General features: G+C 60.9%; 27 protein-coding genes and 2 tRNA genes. 18 read left to right on the forward strand and 11 right to left on the reverse strand.

Features of this window, described 5'->3' with window-relative positions:
* Positions 1–75 precede the first annotated feature (75 nt).
* Both ACFR99_RS18675 and ACFR99_RS18680 read right to left on the reverse strand, forming a co-directional pair.
* The gene (locus ACFR99_RS18675; protein WP_390290718.1) at positions 76–483 is read right to left on the reverse strand and encodes a DUF7344 domain-containing protein; all 408 of its coding nucleotides are present in this window, start codon (positions 481–483) and stop codon (positions 76–78) included.
* A 58-nt stretch (positions 484–541) separates the two neighbouring features.
* Entirely contained in the window at positions 542–1,207 is a 666-nt protein-coding gene (locus ACFR99_RS18680; protein WP_390290721.1) for a helix-turn-helix domain-containing protein, read from the reverse strand.
* Positions 1,208–1,398: 191 nt separating this feature from the next.
* On the opposite strand from ACFR99_RS18680, the gene ACFR99_RS18685 reads away from it, so the two are divergent.
* From ACFR99_RS18685 to ACFR99_RS18705, 5 genes are all read left to right on the forward strand, one after another.
* Positions 1,399–2,043 carry a helix-turn-helix domain-containing protein gene (locus ACFR99_RS18685; RefSeq protein WP_390290723.1) on the forward strand — a complete coding sequence of 215 codons (645 nt, stop codon included), beginning with the start codon at positions 1,399–1,401 and terminating at the stop codon, positions 2,041–2,043.
* Between the two features lie 85 nt (positions 2,044–2,128).
* Positions 2,129–2,485, forward strand: a complete 357-nt coding sequence (locus tag ACFR99_RS18690) for a HalOD1 output domain-containing protein (protein ID WP_390290726.1) — start codon at positions 2,129–2,131, stop codon at positions 2,483–2,485.
* Complete coding sequence (locus tag ACFR99_RS18695) at positions 2,475–2,660, forward strand: hypothetical protein (RefSeq protein WP_390290728.1); 186 nt, start codon at positions 2,475–2,477, stop codon at positions 2,658–2,660. The genes ACFR99_RS18690 and ACFR99_RS18695 overlap by 11 nt, the downstream gene beginning before the upstream one ends.
* Positions 2,657–3,007 (forward strand): hypothetical protein, encoded by a 351-nt coding sequence (locus ACFR99_RS18700; RefSeq protein WP_390290731.1) that lies wholly within the window; start codon positions 2,657–2,659, stop codon positions 3,005–3,007. The genes ACFR99_RS18695 and ACFR99_RS18700 overlap by 4 nt, the downstream gene beginning before the upstream one ends.
* Before the next feature lie 143 nt (positions 3,008–3,150).
* Complete coding sequence (locus ACFR99_RS18705) at positions 3,151–3,954, forward strand: TrmB family transcriptional regulator (protein WP_390290733.1); 804 nt, start codon at positions 3,151–3,153, stop codon at positions 3,952–3,954.
* Here ACFR99_RS18705 and mptA read toward each other — a convergent pair.
* Positions 3,951–4,877 (reverse strand): GTP cyclohydrolase MptA, encoded by a 927-nt coding sequence (gene mptA, locus ACFR99_RS18710; protein WP_390290736.1) that lies wholly within the window; start codon positions 4,875–4,877, stop codon positions 3,951–3,953. The two genes, ACFR99_RS18705 and mptA, sit on opposite strands and share 4 nt — an antisense overlap.
* A 371-nt stretch (positions 4,878–5,248) precedes the next feature.
* A complete protein-coding gene (locus ACFR99_RS18715; RefSeq protein ID WP_390290738.1) occupies positions 5,249–6,493 on the reverse strand; it encodes a magnesium transporter in 1,245 nt (414 codons plus the stop codon).
* 185 nt (positions 6,494–6,678) lie between these two features.
* On the opposite strand from ACFR99_RS18715, the gene ACFR99_RS18720 reads away from it, so the two are divergent.
* From ACFR99_RS18720 to ACFR99_RS18735, 4 genes are all read left to right on the forward strand, one after another.
* The gene (locus ACFR99_RS18720) at positions 6,679–7,599 is read left to right on the forward strand and encodes a nucleotidyltransferase domain-containing protein (protein ID WP_390290741.1); all 921 of its coding nucleotides are present in this window, start codon (positions 6,679–6,681) and stop codon (positions 7,597–7,599) included.
* Positions 7,600–7,809: 210 nt separating this feature from the next.
* Positions 7,810–8,574, forward strand: a complete 765-nt coding sequence (locus ACFR99_RS18725; RefSeq protein ID WP_390290744.1) for a DNA-directed RNA polymerase subunit epsilon — start codon at positions 7,810–7,812, stop codon at positions 8,572–8,574.
* A 137-nt stretch (positions 8,575–8,711) separates the two neighbouring features.
* Positions 8,712–9,365, forward strand: coding sequence for a DsbA family oxidoreductase (locus ACFR99_RS18730; protein ID WP_390290747.1), 654 nt, complete (start codon positions 8,712–8,714; stop codon positions 9,363–9,365).
* A gap of 87 nt (positions 9,366–9,452) precedes the next feature.
* Positions 9,453–9,647 (forward strand): cold-shock protein, encoded by a 195-nt coding sequence (locus ACFR99_RS18735; RefSeq protein ID WP_097009945.1) that lies wholly within the window; start codon positions 9,453–9,455, stop codon positions 9,645–9,647.
* A 72-nt stretch (positions 9,648–9,719) separates the two neighbouring features.
* On the opposite strand, the gene ACFR99_RS18740 is transcribed toward ACFR99_RS18735, so the two are convergent.
* The gene (locus ACFR99_RS18740) at positions 9,720–10,556 is read right to left on the reverse strand and encodes an NAD(+)/NADH kinase (protein ID WP_390290750.1); all 837 of its coding nucleotides are present in this window, start codon (positions 10,554–10,556) and stop codon (positions 9,720–9,722) included.
* Positions 10,557–10,987: 431 nt separating this feature from the next.
* Between ACFR99_RS18740 and ACFR99_RS18745 the strand changes: the two genes are divergently transcribed.
* From ACFR99_RS18745 to ACFR99_RS18765, 5 genes are all read left to right on the forward strand, one after another.
* The gene (locus ACFR99_RS18745) at positions 10,988–11,227 is read left to right on the forward strand and encodes an amphi-Trp domain-containing protein (protein WP_390290753.1); all 240 of its coding nucleotides are present in this window, start codon (positions 10,988–10,990) and stop codon (positions 11,225–11,227) included.
* Between the two features lies 1 nt (position 11,228).
* Entirely contained in the window at positions 11,229–11,591 is a 363-nt protein-coding gene (locus ACFR99_RS18750) for a hypothetical protein (RefSeq protein ID WP_390290756.1), read from the forward strand.
* Positions 11,592–11,678: 87 nt separating this feature from the next.
* The gene (locus ACFR99_RS18755) at positions 11,679–12,113 is read left to right on the forward strand and encodes a universal stress protein (RefSeq protein WP_390290758.1); all 435 of its coding nucleotides are present in this window, start codon (positions 11,679–11,681) and stop codon (positions 12,111–12,113) included.
* Between the two features lie 112 nt (positions 12,114–12,225).
* Entirely contained in the window at positions 12,226–13,737 is a 1,512-nt protein-coding gene (locus ACFR99_RS18760; protein WP_390290761.1) for a hypothetical protein, read from the forward strand.
* A 270-nt stretch (positions 13,738–14,007) separates the two neighbouring features.
* Positions 14,008–14,970 (forward strand): transcription initiation factor IIB, encoded by a 963-nt coding sequence (locus ACFR99_RS18765; RefSeq protein ID WP_390290764.1) that lies wholly within the window; start codon positions 14,008–14,010, stop codon positions 14,968–14,970.
* 97 nt (positions 14,971–15,067) lie between these two features.
* On the opposite strand, the gene ACFR99_RS18770 is transcribed toward ACFR99_RS18765, so the two are convergent.
* Positions 15,068–15,138, reverse strand: a tRNA-Gly gene (locus ACFR99_RS18770).
* 131 nt (positions 15,139–15,269) lie between these two features.
* On the opposite strand from ACFR99_RS18770, the gene ACFR99_RS18775 reads away from it, so the two are divergent.
* A complete protein-coding gene (locus ACFR99_RS18775) occupies positions 15,270–16,064 on the forward strand; it encodes an NAD+ synthase (protein ID WP_390290766.1) in 795 nt (264 codons plus the stop codon).
* Here ACFR99_RS18775 and ACFR99_RS18780 read toward each other — a convergent pair.
* On the reverse strand, positions 16,061–16,612 hold the full coding sequence (locus ACFR99_RS18780) for a GNAT family N-acetyltransferase (RefSeq protein WP_390290769.1): 552 nt from the start codon (positions 16,610–16,612) through the stop codon (positions 16,061–16,063). The genes ACFR99_RS18775 and ACFR99_RS18780 overlap by 4 nt on opposite strands.
* Positions 16,613–16,701: 89 nt before the next feature.
* Complete coding sequence (locus tag ACFR99_RS18785) at positions 16,702–17,406, reverse strand: enoyl-CoA hydratase/isomerase family protein (protein WP_390290772.1); 705 nt, start codon at positions 17,404–17,406, stop codon at positions 16,702–16,704.
* 60 nt (positions 17,407–17,466) lie between these two features.
* Between ACFR99_RS18785 and ACFR99_RS18790 the strand changes: the two genes are divergently transcribed.
* The 3 genes from ACFR99_RS18790 to ACFR99_RS18800 all read left to right on the forward strand — a co-directional run bounded on the left by ACFR99_RS18790 (position 17,467) and on the right by ACFR99_RS18800 (position 19,146).
* Positions 17,467–18,252, forward strand: coding sequence for a DUF7114 family protein (locus ACFR99_RS18790; protein WP_390290775.1), 786 nt, complete (start codon positions 17,467–17,469; stop codon positions 18,250–18,252).
* A 172-nt stretch (positions 18,253–18,424) separates the two neighbouring features.
* A tRNA-Thr gene (locus ACFR99_RS18795) sits at positions 18,425–18,496 on the forward strand.
* Positions 18,497–18,876: 380 nt separating this feature from the next.
* Positions 18,877–19,146 carry a hypothetical protein gene (locus ACFR99_RS18800; RefSeq protein WP_390290778.1) on the forward strand — a complete coding sequence of 90 codons (270 nt, stop codon included), beginning with the start codon at positions 18,877–18,879 and terminating at the stop codon, positions 19,144–19,146.
* Positions 19,147–19,441: 295 nt separating this feature from the next.
* On the opposite strand, the gene ACFR99_RS18805 is transcribed toward ACFR99_RS18800, so the two are convergent.
* The 3 genes from ACFR99_RS18805 to ACFR99_RS18815 are packed head-to-tail and all read right to left on the reverse strand — an operon-like array spanning position 19,442 to position 21,972.
* The gene (locus ACFR99_RS18805) at positions 19,442–20,542 is read right to left on the reverse strand and encodes a hypothetical protein (RefSeq protein WP_390290781.1); all 1,101 of its coding nucleotides are present in this window, start codon (positions 20,540–20,542) and stop codon (positions 19,442–19,444) included.
* The gene (locus ACFR99_RS18810) at positions 20,535–21,296 is read right to left on the reverse strand and encodes a hypothetical protein (protein WP_390290783.1); all 762 of its coding nucleotides are present in this window, start codon (positions 21,294–21,296) and stop codon (positions 20,535–20,537) included. Before ACFR99_RS18810 ends, ACFR99_RS18805 begins: the two co-directional genes overlap by 8 nt.
* Positions 21,289–21,972 carry a hypothetical protein gene (locus ACFR99_RS18815; RefSeq protein WP_390290786.1) on the reverse strand — a complete coding sequence of 228 codons (684 nt, stop codon included), beginning with the start codon at positions 21,970–21,972 and terminating at the stop codon, positions 21,289–21,291. The genes ACFR99_RS18810 and ACFR99_RS18815 overlap by 8 nt, the downstream gene beginning before the upstream one ends.
* Between the last annotated feature and the right edge of the window lie 210 nt (positions 21,973–22,182).

Here is a 22,182-nt window from a genome sequence, read left to right on the forward strand (position 1 = left end):
ACTCCTGTCAATCAGTGCCAGCGGGCCCGCGACCCGTCCTGCGGTTGTACCGGTACATCGTTACAGCCGACCGTCTCACTCGTGGACGTCGTACGGCTCGACCAGCGTCAGGAGATCTCGTTCCAGTTCACCGCCAACAAACTGAACGTCCCCCGTTTCAGCCTCATAGTCGATTATCCGAGCCTCGTCCAGTTTTGGAAGATGGGTATGGTGAAGTGCGATCCGGACGCGTTGTCGGTGTTCGTCTGACTCCCGTTTCACGTCTTCGTCCCGAACCCGGTCTGCAACGCGATCGACGAGCACATCGTATTCCAGTGTCTTCCCGGAGGCGTTGTCCAACGCCTCGAGGATGGCACGTCGATGTTCGTTCGCTACTGCCGACAGAACCGTATCGGGAGAGATCGGCCTCTCACGCCCCGAAGAACCGGAAACCGCATCAATTGACTGGATATCACGCGTCCCCAACTCTCGACTTTCATCCATACTCACATAGCGGAGGTCCAACTGCCTGGTCCTGTCCCATGGTGTATAATGGGAACAGTCAGTCCACTTGCGTGGCTGACTCGGGAGTGAGAAGTGCGTACCTCCCGAACGTGCCGATGGCACGACGCAGTCGCTCCGTCACTGCCTGATCGGAAATCCCCAGCTCGTCGGCTAACTCCGCGGTCGTACAGCCTCGTGGTATGTCGTAGTATCCCATTCGAACGGCAAGCGTAAGCGCTTCTCGTTGGGGCTCACTCAACCCGTACCACGGACCAGCCTCGGGGTCCGTTGGATTGTATATACGGGTTATCTTCAGGGAGATGTGCGCGTCCTTACAACAGTCCTGGCACTGACTCAGTGCCTCGCGGTTCGAGAATCGTATCTCGAGATTCCACCCTTCCGGTGATCCAGTAGCACCCAGTATTTGCCCGTCGTGTTCCAAGATACATTGAAAAAGGTGGTCCTGGCTCGCATCCCAGTTGATCCTGAACAGCGTCCGGTCGTCGAACACGTCCACCTCCATGACGCTGTTGACAGTTGGATAGCGTTCGACGGTATCGAGAAAGCCGTTGTCGACCGGTTCGTAGACCCAGAAGAGCGGTACGGTCGCGTCCCCACTCGGGACGAGTGTTTCGAGTTCGATTGCCGATGCTTGCTCTAAACTGAGGATTTGTCCGAGTTCAAAATCATCGGACGGGATGCGAATCTCCGTTATCACACTCATGCTCGCTTGTGAGACTAGATTGCTCGGTCGTACAAAAGGAGAGGACATGGTACACCATGGCTTCCCGGATGCCAAACGGACTCCCCGCTCGCGGCGCACACTATACTGGCCAACAACTGTGTGTTGCCCCTTCTCGAAGCCATGACACACCACCCATGTCGGTTATTCATCTGCTAGACGAAGGCTCCCGCATGGCGACTGTGATGGAGTTTACGAGTCCGGTAGCGGAGTTTCCACTGGGGAGTGTGTTCGAGAATTTGCCGGGTGTGACCGTCGAACTGGAGCGGCTGATTCCACACGAGACGCTGATTATCCCGTATTTCTGGGTACGCGGTGCGGAAACGGAGGACATCGAAGCTGCGTTCGAACAACACGCCGGCGTGAGCAATATCCGACTGGTCGATCGCGTCGAAGACGAGCATCTCATGCGTGCCGAGTGGGAACAAGAGTACTTCGGTATCCTGAGTGCGCTTGCCAAGGCCAACGTTGTCGTGCTTTCCGGGATTGGAACGAAAGACGAGTGGCGATTCGAGGTGCGCGGCGAGAGTCAGGAGACACTCGCTGAATTTCGAGAGTACTGCCAGGAAAACGACATCCCGATAGCGATCACTGCGGTTCACGCCATGCTTCCGATCCAGGGAGAGGGCTACGAGTTGACCGAGACCCAACGCGAGGCGCTGATATTGGCCTACGAACGGGGCTACTTCGACACCCCACGCGAGACGTCGCTCGAAGAGCTCGCTGCCGAGCTCGGCATCACCCAGCAGTCGCTTTCGTCACGCCTTCGACGCGGGCATCGACGCCTCATTGGAGCGACACTCAGCAGTTCGGCGTGATCGTTCGGATAGGAGGTCTCTTGTTAAACCCTCTGTATAATCAGTACCCCTATTGAACCGACCCAGACGGCTAGAATCAGGCGAGATGAACGCAACAGTTTCTGGGGTTGGAGTCGAAGCGGTCGAGTACGCTCCGGAATCTGGGGCTGTTCGCACCCAGTTCGATCAAGAGAAGACACCTGCGAGCATGGCTGTTATCGCAACGCTGGCAGATGTAATGGACACTGATCCGGTTGATTTGATTCCGCTCCATTCCACTGTTGACCCCGAAGAGTTAGATTCGTTCGTCCGGGTTCGCAACGGGGCAAACGGAGATACCTACAGCGCATTCACCCATGAGAGCCACGCGATAACCGTACACAGCTACGGTGTGCTCGCCATTACACCAGACACGAACTCACAACGGAAAAATACGGCAGGGGCGAGGGAAGATGACTTCTGAGGAGATCTCGCTTACGTCGAAGGAGGAATTGAACGCGGAGCTGAAAGCGCTCCTTCGCAGGGCCTACGAGGGTGGAATCGATGTGGAAGGCGGATTCGAATGTCGGAATGGGTTCGAACATCCTGACTGGGACGTGATCGTCACGGAAGTCGAAAAGAACGAGCAGTCGGAGTGACCGACGACGAGGGTTTACCGGTCGTAGCAGATAACAGGTCCGTGAGAGAGAAACGCTGTAACGATGATCACATCGAACGGGTGCTCTCAGCGCAACAGTGGCGAGTATTACGTGCGTTACTGGACGAGAGTGCGATGTCTGCAGATCCGATTCTTCGAAAGGGAGAGACTCTTGACTCCGGGGAGTACCTCACGATCTGTTACGAACTCCATCACGTTCTACTCCCCGAATTAGCGGACATGAGACTCGTCGAGTTCGACAGGTCCGAAGACGAAGTACGGCGAGGACGGAGATTCGGCGAGGTGCGTCGACTTCTCGAACAGATCGCTGACGATCATGACAAGTAACATGTGCCTGTAATCACTTCGCTGCTGACTATTCACTGCTAGACTGGTATTCGACAGGCTGCCGTTCGGCTCGAACCTGCCGATACCGTTCGTCACTCAAACTACCCGAGCGTTTATACCGCTTCGATGGGTTCGTGTTCGATATGGCCAGTCTCAGGGATCTCGGCCTCTCCGAGTACGAAGCACGAGCCTATCGGTCGCTGCTCAATACCGGCCCCACAACGGCAAAGGAGTTGTCGCGAGCGAGCGACGTGCCGATGGGGCGGATCTACGACGTCCTCAACAGCATCGAGCAGTACAATCTGGTGCGCAGTCAGACCGCCAGCCGACCGAAGAAGTACGTCGCCGTCGAGCCCGCGACAGCGCTCGACCGGCTCCTCGAGGACAAGAAACGCGAACTCGAGGAAAAGGTAGATCAGTACGAGTCGATCGTCGATGAACTCTCCGACGAACTCGACGCAGCAGAGCCGGTCGACGAACAGTTCTGGACCGCCGCCGTCGGCCCCGAGGAGACGCGCGATCTCCTCCTGGAGCGACTCGCGGCGGCCGACAGCGACATCGTGATGGTGTCGTCACACCCGTCCCCGCAGTGGAACATCGAGGCCGTCAGCGAGGACATCAACGTGCAACTCGAGGACGCACTCGACCGGGGCGTCTCGATCGACCTCCTGTTGACCCGCGAGATGGTCGCCTCCATCTCCGAAGACGTCGGCCGTCGCTACCGGGAGACCTTACAGCAACGCGAGGCGTTCGACGTCCGGACCCACGACGACATCACGGGCTCGTTCAACATCATCGACGGCGTCGAGGTCTGCATTCAGGTGCCGAATCCGCTATCGTCGGACGAGGCCTTCGGGATGATCGATCTGAAAGATCCGGAGTTCGCCGCGAACGTCCACGAGGAGTTCGTCCCGCGGTGGCAAGAGGCGGAGCCCCTCGAGTTCTAGTCGCTGATCTCTTCGCGCAGCGTCCCCAGATCGACGACGCGCTCGGCGTGGGCGTTGTGCTGATGGATCGACTCGTCGTTGGACTGGGCCATCGTGATCACCGCGTCGTCGGGCAGGTGGTCGAACTCGTCGACGACGCCCTCGGCCATCGCACGAACACAGTCCTCGACGAACTTCGCGTCGGCGTGGGCCTCGTAGGTCATGTGATCCTCGTCGGGCCGTTTCGCGAGATTGTAGATCCGCGCGCTCATCGAATCCCGTGCGATATCGATGACGTCGTTGAGATCGACTTCCGGATCGCCGCTGGCCTCGACGGTCAGCGTGGCGTGGCCCCGCTGGGAGTGACCCGGCTGGGGAACCTCGTCTAGAAACTCGGTGATCGTCTCCTCCTCGACACCCAGGTCCTCGAGCGTCTGTTTCGCGCGGGCGGCGGACATCCCCTGCGAGCAGGGACAGACAGTCATGCCGGTGACCTGTGCGCCGATCTCCTCGCGGGTGCCCTCATCTGTTGCCGTCGCCGAGGCCACGATGTCGACCATGTGCTGGGTCTCGCGGTCGCTCGCGGGCGTCTGCTCGCGGCGCATGAACTCGGCTTCCATCGAGACCTCCGCGCGCGAGGTGTAGTCGTGTTTCTCGAGCAGCCGTTCGGCGGCCTCGCCACAGACTTCCTCGACCCCGTAGGCTTCCTCGCGGGTCGCGTCTTCTAAGATTTCGTCGATGACCTCCATGTTGCGGCTCATGTCCGCACCCTTGCGCCAGGCGGGGAGGTCGACGAAGACCTCGAACTCCGCGGTGAGGACGATCGGCCGCTTGTCCTCGCGGGCGATCTTGACGAGTTTGTCGACGCCGGTGACGCCGACCTGACTCAGACCGACGGTCACGTCGGGCGATGTCGCCTGCACGTCCGGCAACTGATGACTCATTGGCCGCATTCAGGGGAGCGGCCGATTCAACCTTTCGGAACCGGGAGTATTGCGGTGTGGAGTACCCCCACCGGCTCGAGCCATCGTTTCTTTAAGTATCTCTGGTCACAAGGTAGAGCTATGACGGGAAGTCGTCGTTCTCTGGAACTCCGATTCGGTAGTTGCGACGCTCTCTCTTGAGGGGCGTGCCACAGTCGCTGTTTTATCCGTGCGATCACGACCCGGGCGGCGGGATCGTGGACGCCTCGAGGTCGGTACGGCTGTCGGTGAGACTCGGACCCGCTCGTCTCATACGGACTCCCGTCAGTGGGTGTCGGCGCACCCGCGCCCAGTCATGCGGGTGTGCTGGGACAGCGGGACAGTAGACCGTCTCAGAGCACCGCCTGTGCAAGCCCGAGGAAGATGAAAAAGCCGAGGACGTCCGTGGCGGTGGTGATGAAGATGGTCGCCGACGTCGCCGGGTCCTTCCCGATTCGATCGAGGACGAGCGGAATGGCCGTCCCGAAGAAGCCGGCGATGACGAGGTTCAACACCATCGACACACCGAGGACGAGCCCCAGTAGCGGGCTCTGGTTGAATACCGAGGCGATCACCGCGACGAGGACGCCGGTGATGGCCCCGTTCACGCCGCCGGCGATGATCTCGTTGACGACGGCGCGCCCGCCTGTCGACAGCGAGATCTGCCCGAACGCGAGCCCACGTACCGTCACGGCCATCGACTGGGTCCCGGCGTTGCCGCCCATTCCTGCGACGACCGGCATGTACACTGCCAGGAGCGTAAACGCCGCAATCGTGTCCTCGAAGAAGCCGACGGCCCCGGCGGCGAGAAACGCCGTTCCGAGGTTGATGATCAGCCACTTGTACCGATACCGGACCTTCGAGAGGGGCCCGTCGAGGACACTCTCTTCTTCCTTGACGCCCGTGAATTCGTAGAGAGTTTCGCCGGCCTCCTCCTCGATGACCCGGAGGAGGTCCTCGGCGTAGATGACGCCGAGAATGTTTCCGTCGTCGATCACGGCGACGGAACTTTCCGGGTTCGCCCGGAACACGTCGACGACCTCGGTGTCGGGACTGTCGTATCTCACCGTCGGCGTCTCTTGGACGTGCTCGCGGAGGTCGATCGCTTCCCCGTTGCTCATCGCCAGCGTCTGGCCCGGTAGTTCGCCGAGTAAGGCTTCGTCGTCCGTGACGAAGATCGTCGGGAATCGGCCGGTCCGATCCTCGTGGCGCTTGACGCGCTTCGCGATCGTCTCCAGATCCCGCTCGACATCGACGGTGACGTAATCGAGATGCATCAGCCCGGCCGCGCTCTCGGGGCTGAACTCGAGGAGGTATTCGGCCTTCTCCCGGCGGTCGTCGTCGAGTTGCCGGAGGACGCTCTCGCGAACTGCCTCGTCGGCTAGCCCGAGGACGTCCGCCACCTCGTCGGGGTCGAGCCGTCGGACGAACCCCTGTAACTGCTCGCGGCCCATATCCGCGACCAGCGACGCCTGAACTCCGTCGGGCAACTGGAAGAACACGTCACGTTGCCGGCCCCGTGACAGCTGCTGGAACTCCTCGGCGGGATTCGGTGACCCGGCGATAGCCTGCTGGGCGTCCACCAGCGATTCGTTCATACCCCCCATGTAGTCACCACTTCCTAAACGGTTGTGCCGGTGGGGGCCGGACGGCCCCGGTCGATCGTGGCCGGTTCGACTGCCCCGTCCCGATCTCTCTTTAAGTGCTTCTGGTCACAAGGTGAAGCTACGAAGGGCATTCGGCACCCGGTCTTCTCTCGGCTTCCACGTCTCGAGTTACAGCTATGTCCGCCGTCCCAGCACACGTCCGCGAGACCGTCGACGACCATCTGACGGCGATCGAACGCGAGCACGCTGTTGCGGTTCCGCTGGCGGTCGCCTGCGGGAGCCACGCCTGGGGTGGGGCGAATCCCGACAGCGATTACGACGTCGGATTCGTCTTTGTGTCGACCGATCTGCGTCGGTACGCCCACCTCGAGCGCCCGCCCGAGACGATCGTCGTCGATCGTGGCGCGTTCGAGTATCAGGGCTGGGACGTGCGGACGTTCGCGCGGCTGCTCGCCGACTCGAACGAGGGTGCGATCGATCTGGTGCGCAGTCCGATCCGGTATCGTCGCACGTACGAGCCCGACGACCTCGCCGCCTACGTCGAACGGACGTACAACCCGATCGACCTCTACCATACCTGGCGCGGAATCGCGACGAGCAACTACCGCAAGTACATTTCACATCACTTGGTCCGCAGCGACGACGAACTCTTTCCGATCCGTGAGACGCGCGACGAAACCTACGTCGTCGAGACAGACGACGGCACAATGACGGTGTCGGCCGACGACGAGCGATTTCGGGAAACGCAGACGAAACCCACGGTGAAGCGCAATCTGACGATCCATCGGGCGGCCATGTCCGCGTACTATCTCAAAGCGACCGGCGAGCGCGGCACACACGAGTTGCCGGCGCTGTCGTTCGAGCGCTTCCTCCGCGAGCAGGCACCTGCGGTCTTCGACGCCGAGCGGATCGACCGCGCTCGCGAGCTGCTCGAGCGAAAGCGGGCCGGTGAGGGCGACGCCACGATCGGCGACGCCGTCGGCCGCGCGTTCGCGCACCCGCCGAAGCGGATCGATCCCGACGTGCACGCGCGGGATGGACCCGACCCCGCGCGACTGGATTCGTTCGTCGACGAGCTAATCGCCACAATCCAGTAGCCCTCGTTTTCCAGTCGCCGTTTAAGTGCCTCTGGTCACAAGGTGAAGATACGAAGGGCTTTTCGCGGGCAACATCGATGGACGCGAGCTACAGCGCCGGTCGTCGCCTGCGTTTTCGAACCGGAACCTGTTAGCGGCCCTGTCAGTCGAATTGATACGCGTCACGAGCGGAGCGAGCCTTTTTCACGCTCCCCCTCCGACCGACAGATGATGAACGACGACGGTGCCGACCCTGGTCGTTCCCCTGCGGCGGGTGAGGCCAGCACGGACGGCGTCGAGTACGATCCCGACCGCGAGCGTCGCCTCGAGACCCGGCCCGGATCAGGGGCGCTCTCGCGGGCTGAGGTCCAGCGCGATTCGACGGTTCGCCAGTGGGGCGTCGTCACGCCGAGCGCGACCGTCATCGGCCGTGCCGACTCGCCCGACGCGGACCTCTCCGAGAGCGTCCGCCGCCTCCACGACGAACAGCACGCGGCGACGCCGGGCTACAGCGAGCGCGCCCACCGCCTCGATCGGCTGCGAACCACGCAGGCGCTGTGTAACGCCCTCGAGGTGACGCCGTGGCAGCGCGACCTGGCGCTTGGCGTTATGGACGAGATCGATCTCACCGAATTCGGTAGCCAGCGGGCGATCGAGAAGGTCGCGCTCGTGGTGATCCGCCACGTCGTCGACGTCGACCGCCAGCAGTACTTCGGGCTCGACGAGATCGACGCGCAGGCCCTGTCGGCCGATCGCATGGAGGAGCTATTCGCCCAGTATCGGGCCCACGATATTACCGACGAGGAGGCCTTCAAGCGTCTCGCGGCCGAGTACGGGCTGGACACGACGAGTTTGAATCGCCTACGCCGCGTCCTGAAATCTCAACTCGACGACGAGCTCCCGGCTTACGGCCGCAATCCCTACCGAGACCCGAACCTGCCCGACGTGACCGATTCGGACGCCGCCGATGTAGCAGCCCCCGAAACGGAGAGCTGACCGACCTGCCGCCGGTACCACGACGTTCCGTCCGCCCCGTCTCGAGTCCGTCGCCGCTCGCTGGTCGTACTCGAGCCCCCGTCGCCGTTCGCTGCCGGTGCCCGGCGACTTTTCGGTCGTGATGCCGTATCGTTTCTATGGCCGACGCTGAAACCGAATCGACACCGGAGACCGCGGATCGACTCGAAATCTACGCCGACTACGTCTGTCCGTTCTGCTATCTTGGGACGCGCTCGCTCGCACAGTACCGCGAGCGCCGCGACGAGCCGCTCGTTGTCGAGTGGCATCCCTTCGACCTGCGCCGTGGCAAACGGAACGAAGACGGCTCGATCGACCACGATGTCGACGACGGGAAAGACGACCAGTACTACGAACAGGCCAGGCAGAACGTCCGCCGGCTGCAGGACGAATACGGCGTCGAGATGGCCCAGGAGATCGCGACCGACGTCGATTCGTTCGACGCGCAGGTGGCATCGTGGTACGTCAAAACCGAGTATCCCGACCAGTGGGCGGCGTTCGACGAGGCGATCTACACCGCGTTGTGGCAGGACGGCCGCGACATCGGCGACGTCGACGTTCTCGCCGAGCTCGCTGCCGATGTCGACCTGCCGGCCGACGAGATCCGCGACGCGGTCGCGGACGACGATCGCCGGACGGCACTCGAGGAGCGGTTCGCCGAGGCCTCTCAACGGGGGATCACCGGTGTGCCGACGTTCGTCTCGGACGGCCACGTCGCCCGCGGTGCGGTGCCGCCGGAACACATCGCACGGCTCGTCGAGGGCGAGCAGTAACGGTCGCCGCGACCGGCGGCTTTTCACGGTCGTGGTACTGTCACCCTCGCAAGTGTTATCCGTGTACTGGCCGTACATTTGTTTGTAATGGCGAAAGGTAACGTTGATTTCTTCAACGACACAGGCGGCTACGGTTTCATTTCGACGGATGACGCGGACGACGACGTATTCTTCCACATGGAGGACGTTGGCGGACCGGACCTCGAAGAAGGCACCGAGATCGAATTCGACATCGAACAGGCCCCCAAAGGCCCACGCGCGACGAACGTCGTCCGTAACTAAGACTGACTGCGTCCGGCAGTACGACTGACGGGCAATTTTCAGTATGCTTCTACAATCGACCACTGAGTGGACTCACTCGAGTTTGTCGAGCCCATCGAAGAAGTTCGCCTGTGGCCCGACGAGCGTGACGGATTCGTCCGCGAGCGAGATCGAGACCGTCGCCGGCGGCTCGAGACGCTGTCGGTTGCGTCCGTCGCTGATCGCGTAGGCAGTGTCGGCCCCGGAGACGGTCAGCGTAAGTTCGGTGTCCGGCTCGAGGACCAGCGGCGGCATCGACTCGGTCGCGGCCATCTGCGTGACGACGAGCGCATCAGCTGACGGGTGAACCAGCGGCCCGCCCTCGCTGAGGTTGTAGGCGGTCGATCCCGTCGGTGTGGCCACGAGGACGCCGTCGACGTGGCTCTCGGCGTACTGTCGGCCGTCGACGCGAACGTCGATGGTCGCACCTCCGCCGTGGCCCCGCCGGGGGCCGTGGACGACCACCTCGTTGAGTGCAGGCTCGAGCGTCCAGTCCTCGTCGACACCCGTCGCCTGTAGCCGTGCCAGTTCGCGTCCTTCGACGGTGCCCGTCTCCTCGAGGTCGGCGACGAGGTCGGTGACGACATCGAGTGCGTCCTCGGGGGCGACGGCGTTGAGAAAACCGACTTCGCCCAGGTTGACGCCGAGGATCGGCGTGGGTCCGACCTCGCGGGCGACGAACAGCAGCGTTCCATCGCCGCCGATGCTCACGACGAGGTCGCGACCCGCCATCGCGGCGACCGGGACGGGGGTCGCCGCGATCGCCTCGCCGGTCAGCTCGTCGACGACGACACTTGCGCCCTCGCGCTCGAGGGTGTCGACGAGGGTCGCGGCGAGTGCCTGTGCACGTTCGTTGTTCCGTTGGGCGACGATTCCGACGGCGACGTCCATCGTCGGCGATTTCCCGCCCCGTCATCAAAAAGCCACGCTTGTCTCCCTGGGACAACGAGGGTAGTCGGGCTGGCTCGAGATGATGGACGACGAGTCGGCGAAACGACGGACCGAAATCGGAGATTTCGACCGCAGTTCGAAGACGTGGTCGTCACCGCGCTGCTGACGAGCGACCACAGTCCGTTCGATCGGCCGCCTTCCGGGCGACTGGGACGCGGTCGAGACCCAACTGATCCGCGACGCGGTCCACCCTCGAGAGAGAAAACTGTCTGAGACGACCTCGATGGCATCTCTATCTCTCAACGAACGAACCTGTTTTGACGGCATTTCTCAGAGCAGTGAACTGTTACAGCACCGGCTGAACCGGTAACAGCGAGTTAGAGAGCCGTTCGCTGTCCATACTTTTGCGGGTACGTCCGTCATACATTCGCATGGCCCAACGGACGACCGCCGACGAAACACTGCCACGAGACGAACTCGCCGAGTACTTTCGGGAGCTCGCAGCGGAGTTCGAACGGGGCGACGAGAACGTCACCGTCCCGGTCGGGAACAAGAACGTCTCGCTGACGCCGCCGGAGACACTCAACATGTCTGTGGAAGTGGTCGAACGGTCGTCGATGCTCCGGGGGGAACGCGAGACGGTCGATATCGAACTGAGTTGGAAACCATAACATGGCTGCTGCGGACTCCATCTTGATCTTCGTCCTGAGTCTGATCGTCGGGACGATCGGCATCCTCGCGGGCGTGCGACTGGTATTAGACAGGGACGCTGGCTTTGTGAACGCAGCCGTCACTGCGCTGATCGGCGCGGTCGCGTGGGCGATCACGAGCTTCTTCATCGGCTGGATCCCGATTCTGGGTGTGTTGTTGATGCTGGTAGTCTGGGTCGGCGTCATCAACTGGCGCTACCCTGGCGGCTGGGGTGCTGCCGTCGCGATCGGCTTCGTCGCCTGGATCGTTGCCGTCGCGATCGTCTACGCGTTCGCAGTAATCGGCTTCGTCACGCCCGACGCCCTCGGGATTCCGGGTATCTGATACTGTCGCTCTGTCAAGTCGTTCCCACCGTTGAAGAGGGAAGGAAACCCCTTTTTCCGTCGGCACGAGAGGACAGCCTAGACAGCGATGTACGAGACGATTCTGTTCCCGACTGACGGCAGCGAGCACGCGGCGACCGTCGCGGACCACGCGATCGATATCGCGGCCACGCGAGACGCCACCCTGCACATCCTCTCGGTCGTCGACGACCGTGCCTTCCTCGTCCTCGACGACGACCGCGTCGAGCGCGTCCGCGAGGATCTCGCCGCGACCGCCCGCGAAGCGATCGACGACGCCGTCACGCGGGCCGCCGAGTACGACCTCGAGACGGAGACAGCGGTCGAGACGGGGAATCCGGCCGAGTGTATCGTCGACTACGCCGCGGACGTCGATGCCGACCTGATCGTCATGGGAACCAGCGGCGACGAGTACGAACGCAACGTCGTCGGCAGCGTCTCACAGCGCGTCGTCCGCGAAGCACCCGTCCCTGTCACCACCGTCGGCCCCGATGTCGACAGCTGAGCCGGCACCGACGAGACGGTCTCTTCGGCCATCTTGAACTTCGATCGCTGACGATCGTGGGTCGGCGCGTTACACACGGTTTGATATCCCTCCTGTCGCTAGTGACTGAGACATGCGTCGATCGCTCGTGATCGCGGCCGTCTTGCTGTTCCTCGCGTTCATGCTCATCGGTGGGCCGTCGATGGTGCTCTCGCTGCCCTCCAGCCAGCAGCCGTCCACGGAGTCGCAGTCGACCCCTGCCGAAACGGACACACCGACCCCCGATGTCGTCTCGTTCGACGACTCCGAGAGCGGCTTCTGGGAGTATCTCAGTCCGCGCAAGGAGTTTCAAAAGCGCAGCCCGATCAACGTGATCGTCCGCGGTGACGTCGCGGACGTCGAGCGGGTGCTGGTCGAAGCGAGTGACGGTGACTGGTCCGAGATCAACGACTCCGAGGAGGAAGCGGTCCCGGAGACGTACGCTCTCGTCGGCGGGAACGCCTCCGACAACGAGACGCAGTCGGCAACCGAGACACTGTCGAACGAATCGCTTGGCGGCGAGCCGACTGATCCCGCTTCCAACGTGTCGAACGACTCGACCACCAACGAGACCGACAACGAGACCGACAACGCGTCGGACGATTCATCGAGTCGCCTGCCCGAGTTCAACTGGGGCGAGGCCGACGGCGGGACCCGCTACGCCTACGTCGACCCTGGCCCCAACGAGAGCGGCTACTGGACGACCGAGACGCGCCAGCTCGAGGACGGCGACTACTACGGCCAGCGCTACCACATCCGGCTCTACGAGAGTCCCAACGACGCCGACGACTGGGTTGCCATGCAGACCCACTCCGAACACTTCGACTGGTTCACGCTTCGCCACCGCGTCCACGGCTCACAGGCCGCCCAGCGGAAAGTCGAGTCCAACTTCATGGACCATCCCCAGATCGACGCCAAAGACGACGTGCAGCGCATCTATCTGGACAACAGCAACTCCGCCGACGCCGACGGCTGGGCGACGGTCGTCGAACTCGCCGGATTGCTCGTCGTGCCCACGCTGGTCGGCATCCGGGCCCGCAGGCGTGGCTCTCGCGGCGCTGCTGTTGACCCCGTTACCGACCGGCTCGGTCACCGAACGGCCGACGCCATCGACGACCACCTGACCGACACCGATCGCCGCCGCCTCGCGACCGCCGCTGCCCGTCTCGAGGGCGGTCACTTCGCGCTCGCCTTTGCCATTCTCTCCCTGTTGCTCGGCGTGCGCGCGGGCGGCATCGTCCTCGAGCACCGCGCGCCGTTCCTCACACCCCATCAGATCGCCGCGTTGCTCTATCCGGTGATCGGCGTTGGGATCCCGACGGCGACGTACCTGATCGCACGCGGACTGACGCGCCGGCTCGACGCCGCCGTCGTCGCCGCGGGCTCGCTTGCAGTCGCGATCTGGCTCGATTATGGCATGCTCGGTGTCGACGCGCTGGCGCTCGAGGTCGTCGTCCAGCGGATGCTTGTCGTCGTCGCGCTCGGCCTGATCGCCGGTGGTGCGGCAAAACGTGCGGCGCGGACCGCGAAAGTCAACGACATGCTGCTGGTCGGCGCCGCGATGTGGGTGCTGGTGCTGGCCGGGACGTTGCTGGGTCACCTCTGATACGGACTCCTGTCAGTTATAGTAGCCACTGAACGTCACTGCACACCCGATCGCACGACTGCTGGGCGATCGGTGTGTCAATCGTTTCAGTTGTTACTATAGTGCCGGTGCACCCGTGATCACCGCGGGTGCACCGGTCAATCGGGACAGCAGACCGTATGATCGCCGTGGCATCGACTCGCCGACGAACGGGCGCTCCCGTGCCCGTGTAAACGCGACGTTCTGTGGTGGCGAGCCCTTAAGTCGTTGCGCCGTCGTTATCTACATGACATGGCAAGCCCACCCCGCCAGCGCGAACGTAACCCTGAGACGACAGAACGAACGCAGGAATCGGCGGGTGAGCGGGCCTGCGACGAGTGCGATGGCGGGACCCTCGTCAAAAGCGAGGATCAGGGCGAACTCGTCTGTGACCAGTGTGGCCTGATCGTCGAAGGATCGAATATCGATCACGGACCGGAGTGGCGGGCGTTCAACCACTCCGAGCGACAGAACAAGTCCCGGGTGGGCGCGCCGACGACCCAGACGATGCACGACAAGGGGCTGACGACCTCGATCGACTGGAAGAATCAGGACGCCTACGGCCGGTCGCTTTCGTCGGACAAACGCAACCAGATGCGCCGCCTGCGCAAGTGGCAAGAGCGTATCCGCACCAAAGACGCCGGCGAACGAAACCTGCAGTTCGCACTCTCCGAAACCGACCGGATGGCCTCCTCGCTCGGCATCCCTCGCTCGGTCCGCGAGGTCGCCTGTGTGATGTACCGGCGCGCACTCGACGAGGACCTCATCCGCGGGCGCTCGATCGAGGGCGTTGCGACCAGCACTCTCTACGCTGCCTGCCGGATGGAAGGTATCCCCCGCTCACTCGAAGAAGTCGCCGGCGTCTCCCGCGTCGAGCGCAAGGAGATCGGCCGCACCTATCGCTACGTGGCCCAGGAACTCGGCCTCGAGATGGAACCGGTCAACCCCAAGAAGTACGTGCCCCGCTTTTGCTCGGAACTCGAACTCTCCGAGGAGGTCCAGGCGAAAGCCAACGAGATCATCGACACGACGACCGAGAAGGGGCTGCTCTCGGGCAAGTCACCGACCGGCTACGCTGCAGCCGCGATCTACGCCGCCTCGCTGCTGTGTAACGAGAAGAAGACCCAGCGAGAGGTCTCGGACGTCGCGCAGGTGACCGAAGTGACGATCCGCAACCGGTACCAGGAGCAGATCGAAGCGATGGGGATTCACTGAGACGCGGTCGTCAGGGCTCGAGTCTCGACATTGAGCTTCTTGCTCTTTTTGATCATTGCAGAAACCGCGACGCTCATCCGGGGGTGTCCTCGAGAAATGCGCTGGCCGGGAATTGAACCCGGGCTATGAGCTTGGGAAGCTCATGTCCTACCACTAGACCACCAGCGCGCCGTCCGTTCGTGTGTACCCACCGATCACACTTCAACGTAGCGCTCTCGAGCATCCATCGAAATCGATCGTTCGCCCACTTTTTTGCGGGGAGGGGTGCCTATTAGGTCACCGCGCCCCTAGCCTGTCACATGATCGACCTTCGCTTTTCGGAGGCAGAACTCGAGCAGCATCGCGACCACATCACGGCGTTCATTCGCGATCAGGTCGACGCCGCAGGTGCCGACGGCGTCGTTCTCGGCTTCTCGGGTGGGATCGACAGTACGCTGACCGGCTACCTCGCCGTCGAAGCGCTCGGGGCCGAGAACGTCCACGGGCTCGTCCTGCCGGCGACCGTCAGTAGCGAAGGCCAAATGAGCGACGCCGAATGGGTCGCTCAGGAACTCGAGATTACCTACGACGTGATCGAGATCGAGCCGCTGGTCGACTCGCTGCTGTCGGCCTACCCCGAAGCCGAGGGTGACCACGTGGCGGTCGGCAACGCACGTGCTCGCCTGCGAGCGGTTCTGAATTACCTCGTTGCCAACCACGAGGACCGCCTCGTCCTCGGCACTGGTAACCGCAGCGAAGCTGCCGTCGGCTACTTTACCAAGTACGGCGACGGCGCGGTCGACTGCCACCCGATCGGGAACCTCTACAAGGGCCAGGTTCGCCAGCTCGCCCGCCACGTCGGCGTCCCCGAGGAACTGGCCGCAAAGACCGCCACGGCGGAGCTGTGGGCCGACCAGACCGACGAGGACGAACTGGGGATCAGCTACGAGACGCTCGACTCGATTCTGGCGGTCCACATCGATGGCCCCCTCTCGGTGGCAGCGACCTGCCGGCTGCTCGAGATCGAGGCCGAAACTGTCGAGCGGGTCCGCGAGATGTACGCCGGAAGCGAACACAAGCGTAACGTGCCGCCGGCGCCGGAGCCGCTGGACTAATCGTCGCCGTCGCAGCGCTCGCTTCGCCACTCGTCCTCGAGCAATCCGTACCAGTACCCGTCCCGATACGCGCCGTCGATGAACGCGACGTCGCGGTGAGCGCCCTCCTGTGTGAAGCCGAGTGACTCGAGGAGCCGCCGTGACGGCTCGTTGCGCTCGAAGACGCGGGCGGCGATCCGGTGGAGGCCGAGCTGGTCGAAACTGTACGCGACGAGCCGTGCCGCCGCGTCGGTACCGTAGCCCTGCTCGTGGTGCTCGGGTGCGACCCAGTAGCCGAGTTCGGCGCTGTCGGCCTCCCAGTCGAACGAGTGGAGGCCGACGACCCCGACCGGCGTCGCGTCGGCGACGATCAGGAGCACGACGGTGTCGTCGCTACAGACGTCATCCTCGAAGAACTCGCGTTCCTGTTCGCGGTTGACGGGACGGGACCGACCGATCCGTCGCCAGATGCGTGGGTCGTTGACCTGCGCCTGTAGGAACTCGAGGTCCGCTTCCTCGATCGGCCGGAGCGTGACGCGGTCGCCCTCGAGAAAGACTGGGCCGGGCATACCGGTGCAGTCTCTGTCAGCGGATAAGTCATTTTGGTCGGTCAGGTATCGGAGTCGTGATGCGAGCGATGCGATCGGCTCGGAGTGCCTTACTCGAGGACGGCGTCGATGTCGTCGGCGTGGGCAGCGACGAGGTCGGCGAACGCCGCGGCCTCGCGTCGTTCCTGCGTCGCACGCTCGCTGTCGTCACGAAGTCGTCGTTTCAGGACCGGTAGCGTGTCGACGGCGTTTGCTGCGATCTCCTCGGCGACCGACCGAGGATCGTCCTCGATACGTGAGATCACGCCCGTCTGCAGGGCTTCCTCGGCGTCGATCGACCGCCCGGAGAGTGCGAACTCGAGAGCGTTGCCCTCGCCCATGACGCGGGGCAGCCGAACAGTGCCGCCCCACGCACCGAACAGGCCGAAGCTGACCCCCGGCTCGCCGTAGGTCGAGTCGGGAGTCCCCACGCGGACGTCACAGGCCAGCGCGAGCTCGAGGCCGCCGCCGCGTGCGGCCCCGTCGATTCCCGCGACGACGATCGCCGGCGCGTCCTCGATCGTGCGCGCGACGCGCTGGCCCAGCCGCGCGAAGTCGGCCGCGCGGTCGCGATCGCCCTCGAGGGCCGCGACCGCGTTCAGATCCGCTCCCGCCGAAAAGGCCGGCCCGCGCCCTCGCAGGTAGATCACCGGCTCGTCGGCGTCGTCGATCGCTGCCTCGAGGGCCTCGAGCCCGTCGACGGTGAAGGCGTTGCGCGCGTCGGGCCGGTCGAGCGTCACGGTGCGAATCGATCCGTTCGTGTCAACGTCGATCATAGTCGCAGTCGATCCGGCGTTTCCAAAGGTCTTTGCCTACGCCCTCGTAACCCCCCGCTAATGGAGAAGGCCGACAGCTGTCGGCGTGCCGCCGTCGAGGCCGTCGCGGACGTCGAACCACCACGGTTGTACGAGTACATCGAATCCGTTCTCGACCGGGCATCGATGGTTCCCGCCGCCCTCACGCTCGAGAGCGCCGCTGCGATGGCTCCCGAGAGCCATGTCTTCGAAGCCGAGGATGGCCGACGCGGCGAGCGCGAGTCCGAAGCCGACGGGGACCACGCGCGAGCGTCCGACCGCGATCCCGACACTGGGAGTATCGTCACCCACGCCGCCGGCGTCCAGCTCATCTACGAGGGACTGCGACTGACCCGCTCGCTGGCCCACGACGAACCCTGGACGGCGACAGACAGTGACGCGGCAGAGGGGGACCTCGCGATCCTCGCGGCCGACATCCTCGTCGCGCGCGGGTTCTACCTGTTGGCTCACACCGACGCCGCCGGCAAAGCCGTCCGCACCGTCCAGTCGTTCGGTCGCGACCAGACCCGCCGTACCGAACTCGAATCCGAGACAACGGCCGGAATCGGAGCCGACGACACTGCTCCCGAATCGATCGACGCCAACCTCGAGCGCGACGTGCTCGAACTGGCCGTTCGAACGGGAGCCGTCGCCGTCGACGAAACACCTGCTCCCTGGCTGCTCACTGCCGCCGCCGACCTCGCAGCCGCCGCCGGCACCTCGTTCCCGCCGGTGACCGAGTGTCTCACCGATCTCGAAGCGAAAGCTCGCGAGCAGTCACTCGAGGACTCGACAACCGATCGTGCGACCTCGGCGACCGATCCCTGATCGATTCGCTCGCAGCACCTGAAACGGATTTTAACCGCTGTATCTCGTGTGCGATCAGTCTGTAGTGATGGCAGTGGCGACGATAGCTGTCGGCGGGCGCTACGACAGACTGACGCACAGCCCGTTCGAATCGAAACCCATAAAGACAGCTCCGAACAACAAGGAAGTACGCGCCTGGGTAGCTTAGCGGTAAAGCGCGTCCTTGGTAAGGACGAGAGCCCGGGTTCAAATCCCGGCCTAGGCTTGCTACGAAAGGTTGAAAGCCCAGTTACTTAAGGGGTTTTTCGACTTGCGCGGGCCATTTCTGGCTACGTATTTTCATCAAGATCATTCACCGATAGGGATGGGTCTGTCTCTCGGTACGACACTTGAATTGGTGGAGTGGGGGTCTTGAACCGGGGGGGCAGGTGAAGTTACACTGCATCGATTGATACGCGACCTTTCCTTCAAACCTATTCGGGCTGGTGAAGGTGGTGGTGTGTCATTGGAAGGGGCACAGCCTTCCAGTTGGAACGCATCCGCATCATTCTCTATTGACTTATCTATATTTATTACTTTCGTTTGAATGCTGCAATAGCTGCCTTGACTTCATCTTTTACATTCTCTTAGCGTGAATAAGTAGATATGAAGGAAATGATCGAGAATGCGTATGCAAACAGCGAAGTTCTGAACGACGAAATCGAAGCCGTTGTAGACGCAATCGCTGACCATGATGATGAATATGTGAACGAAGAACTGATTGAAGCCAAAATGCAAAACAAAGGATATTCCGCCAAAGAAACACTGTTCCTACTGATTCAGAGTGAAGGACAAGGACGAATCGAACGGAAGGACGTGATGTTTGATACGGATGATCTGGATTCAGGGATTTATTATTCAATCAACAACTCTTAGACCTATCAGTACGTAGCAAAGATTGCCACCCGTGCGTTGTGGTGGATTGCTCTGTTCATAGTTATCTTCCGACCCATTGTTTTTCACAAGAATGTGCGTTACTTATTTACTCCATTTTACTGTATGGATAAATGCGGCTGAGAAGCCGTAGACCACTCTTCACCCGAAATTCATGGTATCTCGGTGGCTTCATCCACAATCTCTGTCTGTTTTTCAATGAGAACTGAATCTTGTAGAATAGGTGTGTGTATGTGTGGGGACGCCAATCGCCCACACGTGTGCGTGCGGATTCCCGTTACTCTTCATTTTCAGCGTCGTTAAGCCTGCTACGGTGAGTTCCGCAATAAGTCGGGTTGCTCCGTGGATACCGCGCTTCCTTCGCACACTGCCCTCCAGACTTGGTTTCGGCTTCGCATTGATGGTACTCCTCTTCTTCGTCTTCGGTGGCTTCAGCACCGTCGTCAATATCCCATTCGAACTCTCCTTTGTCATCATAGGAGTTGTACTCAATCGTTGTCTGTGGAATACCCTTCAACTCGTACTCAACGTTCTTTATCCGCATCTCGCCCGCTGCGTCCTCCTCCAGTTTATTACCGAGTTTCGCACCCTTTTTGTCGCTCTTACGGGCGTACACAACCTGTCTGCGGATGTCCTTCGGAATATCCTTGCCTGTGTGAGCGATGAGGACTAAGTGACAGTTATATTTCCGCATCAGGCGGATTGCAAGCCCGAGTACGTCCCCAGCGGACATATCCTTGTGTTTCAATCCTTGTGCGGCTTCGTCGAGAATGAGGCGTTTCGGGCCGTCCGTCTCCTGCATCCATTCCTCCGCTTCACTCCATTTCTCCACCTGCTTGAATGGGTCTGTGTCATTGTTCGTAGCGACCGTCAACTCTCCATTATACGCTCGCTGTCCACCTTCTGCAAGTGTGTACGCGAAGTCGGACTTCCCCGTTCCCGTGTTCGATCCATCTTTGATTGTGGGGGTTGGACCGTACAGAATCATGTTCAGCATATTATCGCGCTCGTTCGGCTTCCAGAGCGACTTTGTGATGATGTCTGCGGCCCGCCAACTGCTGGTGTCAGTCGCTTCGTCACCATTAGGTGCCCCGGCGATCCCCCGCATCGAGGATACGTCCCCGGACCGTGTTGCTTCCCATGCAGTCAAGGTTTCCAAACGAGTGAACAGGATTTGATACATATCGTCATCACTGATGTCATCAGGATTATCCGGGTCACTGGAATCGTAGTACATAACGTAGTTAGCAAGCGCAAGAGCGGTCTGTCTTGTAGGGGCAGACAACACCTCTGGTGGTGCGCCTGCTTTTCCCTGAGATGCCTTCTTCACCAGAGCCTGCTGAAGATCACTTGCCGTCCAATTAGCAGAATCACTCATTCGAATCACCACTGTTTTGCTGGCTTTCTGCGGCCTGCTGGATGATTTGTTCAGCCTGCACCTCGGTCTGCTCGTCACTCATTTGTTCAACTTCTACATCTCCATCACGAACGTCACGCAAAGCCTTGGAGTAAATATCTACAGCGTCACCAAGTGCGGATTCACGGATGACTTCTTGATCCACCGTGATTTCGTGGCGTTCACGTGCATCATCGAGCAATGCCTGACGGTATTTCTTCACCTGTGACCCATCGCCGTCTTCGCCGATGATGTCGAGATCGTCTGGATACTTTTCGTCATCAAATTCCTGTGCAGGCACTATGATTTGCCGGTCGAAGTCAATCGCACGTGCAACAAGAATTTTCCCTCCCGTCATTAGCCGTCGATCAGGGAACGTTGTACCAATTACATCGAATTGTCCGAACGTCTTGCGCGGGATTTTGATGACATCAGTGACGCCTGATGACACCGGCGCTAACATCACTCTGACACGGCGGTCTTTCAAGTAGTCAGACAGTTCGTGCAGTACTGCACCTGATCCGATTGTGATTCCCAAGCCGAAGGACGAGAGCAAGAACCAGTGATAGAACTGTAGTCTGGGAAGGTCTATCCATCCGGCTAACCCAGCGATGATGATTATGCCGGTTGTGATACCGATGTATCGCTTATATTCGACCAACAAGTCATGGATTCTATCCCATTTTGTCTTACTATTCTTTTCCGTATATTCATTGTATGCATCGTCTCTATTCATCCTTTTTCACCCCAATACGTTCCGAGGAAACCTCCGTTCCATCCAATGTTTCAGGATTGCCGTTCTCCTGTTTCTGATACACTTTGTAGCCTACACGGGTGATTGTCCCAATCAGAAACGCGAATAGACCACCTACAGCGGTGCGGGTTGTGATCAGTTTGGAAAACGGATTAGGACTTTTTACCTCGTGTTTGAATCCCTGTATGCCGGTCTCGTGACCGATTGTGACTACTGCCCCGACTTCACTGTTTTCCGTCGCCGTCATGGAGACTTCAGTGCGGCCACTAGGGATCGTCATCGACCTTGTGGGAATATTGAATGTTCCTTCTTCAGCTGCCTTCGCCTTACTCCCATCACTTAACGTGATGTCTTGCGGGGAATCCGCTTCTAAAACGATGTACGCCGTGTTTTCGTCCCATTCAGTATTCACCACGCGAAGGTCTTCGTTTAGTTCTGCTTCATATACGGTTTCAGCATTTCCAGAGCTATTTTCCCCGCTATTATCTCCATCAGTAGATTCCTCGCCAGATTCAATGATATTCACCCCGTCAGGCAAAGAATCGTTTTCAGAACTATTTTCGGAGTTATTCTGGTGATCGTCAGCCATGGCAACCCCGCTCATACCCAAACCCATCACCAGCACAGCAACAATGATTAGGAGGTATTTCTGAGGCATACTGACACCTCCATTAATTCTGTGTAGCCTGCCGCACGCAGGAGTTTCCGTGATTCTTCGTCGCCATCAAGGGCATCCGCAAACACCATATCACCAATCGTGTTCGCCGACTTCTTCCTCCAAATGAAAGGAAGAATACTGTCTACAACATATTTGAATACCAATTCTACAATCATGGAATTAATTTTTCTGATGTTCATGTTATTGGTT

This window comes from Haloarchaeobius amylolyticus (assembly GCF_042678045.1).
GTDB lineage: Archaea > Halobacteriota > Halobacteria > Halobacteriales > Natrialbaceae > Natrinema > Natrinema amylolyticus_A.

Excerpts from the sequence above, each read along its gene's own strand:
- ACFR99_RS18765 (WP_390290764.1), top strand. The coding sequence starts at position 14,008 with ATGGCAAGCCCACCCCGCCAGCGCGAACGTAACCCTGAGACGACAGAA.
- ACFR99_RS18720 (WP_390290741.1), top strand. The coding sequence starts at position 6,679 with ATGTCCGCCGTCCCAGCACACGTCCGCGAGACCGTCGACGACCATCTG.
- ACFR99_RS18735 (WP_097009945.1), top strand. The coding sequence starts at position 9,453 with ATGGCGAAAGGTAACGTTGATTTCTTCAACGACACAGGCGGCTACGGT.
- ACFR99_RS18730 (WP_390290747.1), top strand. The coding sequence starts at position 8,712 with ATGGCCGACGCTGAAACCGAATCGACACCGGAGACCGCGGATCGACTC.
- ACFR99_RS18785 (WP_390290772.1), bottom strand. The coding sequence starts at position 17,406 with ATGATCGACGTTGACACGAACGGATCGATTCGCACCGTGACGCTCGAC.
- ACFR99_RS18815 (WP_390290786.1), bottom strand. The coding sequence starts at position 21,972 with ATGCCTCAGAAATACCTCCTAATCATTGTTGCTGTGCTGGTGATGGGT.
- ACFR99_RS18775 (WP_390290766.1), top strand. The coding sequence starts at position 15,270 with ATGATCGACCTTCGCTTTTCGGAGGCAGAACTCGAGCAGCATCGCGAC.
- ACFR99_RS18690 (WP_390290726.1), top strand. The coding sequence starts at position 2,129 with ATGAACGCAACAGTTTCTGGGGTTGGAGTCGAAGCGGTCGAGTACGCT.
- ACFR99_RS18800 (WP_390290778.1), top strand. The coding sequence starts at position 18,877 with ATGAAGGAAATGATCGAGAATGCGTATGCAAACAGCGAAGTTCTGAAC.
- ACFR99_RS18680 (WP_390290721.1), bottom strand. The coding sequence starts at position 1,207 with ATGAGTGTGATAACGGAGATTCGCATCCCGTCCGATGATTTTGAACTC.
- ACFR99_RS18675 (WP_390290718.1), bottom strand. The coding sequence starts at position 483 with ATGGATGAAAGTCGAGAGTTGGGGACGCGTGATATCCAGTCAATTGAT.
- ACFR99_RS18705 (WP_390290733.1), top strand. The coding sequence starts at position 3,151 with ATGGCCAGTCTCAGGGATCTCGGCCTCTCCGAGTACGAAGCACGAGCC.
- ACFR99_RS18760 (WP_390290761.1), top strand. The coding sequence starts at position 12,226 with ATGCGTCGATCGCTCGTGATCGCGGCCGTCTTGCTGTTCCTCGCGTTC.
- ACFR99_RS18780 (WP_390290769.1), bottom strand. The coding sequence starts at position 16,612 with ATGCCCGGCCCAGTCTTTCTCGAGGGCGACCGCGTCACGCTCCGGCCG.
- ACFR99_RS18745 (WP_390290753.1), top strand. The coding sequence starts at position 10,988 with ATGGCCCAACGGACGACCGCCGACGAAACACTGCCACGAGACGAACTC.
- mptA (WP_390290736.1), bottom strand. The coding sequence starts at position 4,877 with ATGAGTCATCAGTTGCCGGACGTGCAGGCGACATCGCCCGACGTGACC.
- ACFR99_RS18685 (WP_390290723.1), top strand. The coding sequence starts at position 1,399 with ATGGCGACTGTGATGGAGTTTACGAGTCCGGTAGCGGAGTTTCCACTG.
- ACFR99_RS18790 (WP_390290775.1), top strand. The coding sequence starts at position 17,467 with ATGGAGAAGGCCGACAGCTGTCGGCGTGCCGCCGTCGAGGCCGTCGCG.
- ACFR99_RS18755 (WP_390290758.1), top strand. The coding sequence starts at position 11,679 with ATGTACGAGACGATTCTGTTCCCGACTGACGGCAGCGAGCACGCGGCG.
- ACFR99_RS18695 (WP_390290728.1), top strand. The coding sequence starts at position 2,475 with ATGACTTCTGAGGAGATCTCGCTTACGTCGAAGGAGGAATTGAACGCG.
- ACFR99_RS18750 (WP_390290756.1), top strand. The coding sequence starts at position 11,229 with ATGGCTGCTGCGGACTCCATCTTGATCTTCGTCCTGAGTCTGATCGTC.
- ACFR99_RS18810 (WP_390290783.1), bottom strand. The coding sequence starts at position 21,296 with ATGAATAGAGACGATGCATACAATGAATATACGGAAAAGAATAGTAAG.
- ACFR99_RS18725 (WP_390290744.1), top strand. The coding sequence starts at position 7,810 with ATGAACGACGACGGTGCCGACCCTGGTCGTTCCCCTGCGGCGGGTGAG.
- ACFR99_RS18740 (WP_390290750.1), bottom strand. The coding sequence starts at position 10,556 with ATGGACGTCGCCGTCGGAATCGTCGCCCAACGGAACAACGAACGTGCA.
- ACFR99_RS18715 (WP_390290738.1), bottom strand. The coding sequence starts at position 6,493 with ATGAACGAATCGCTGGTGGACGCCCAGCAGGCTATCGCCGGGTCACCG.
- ACFR99_RS18805 (WP_390290781.1), bottom strand. The coding sequence starts at position 20,542 with ATGAGTGATTCTGCTAATTGGACGGCAAGTGATCTTCAGCAGGCTCTG.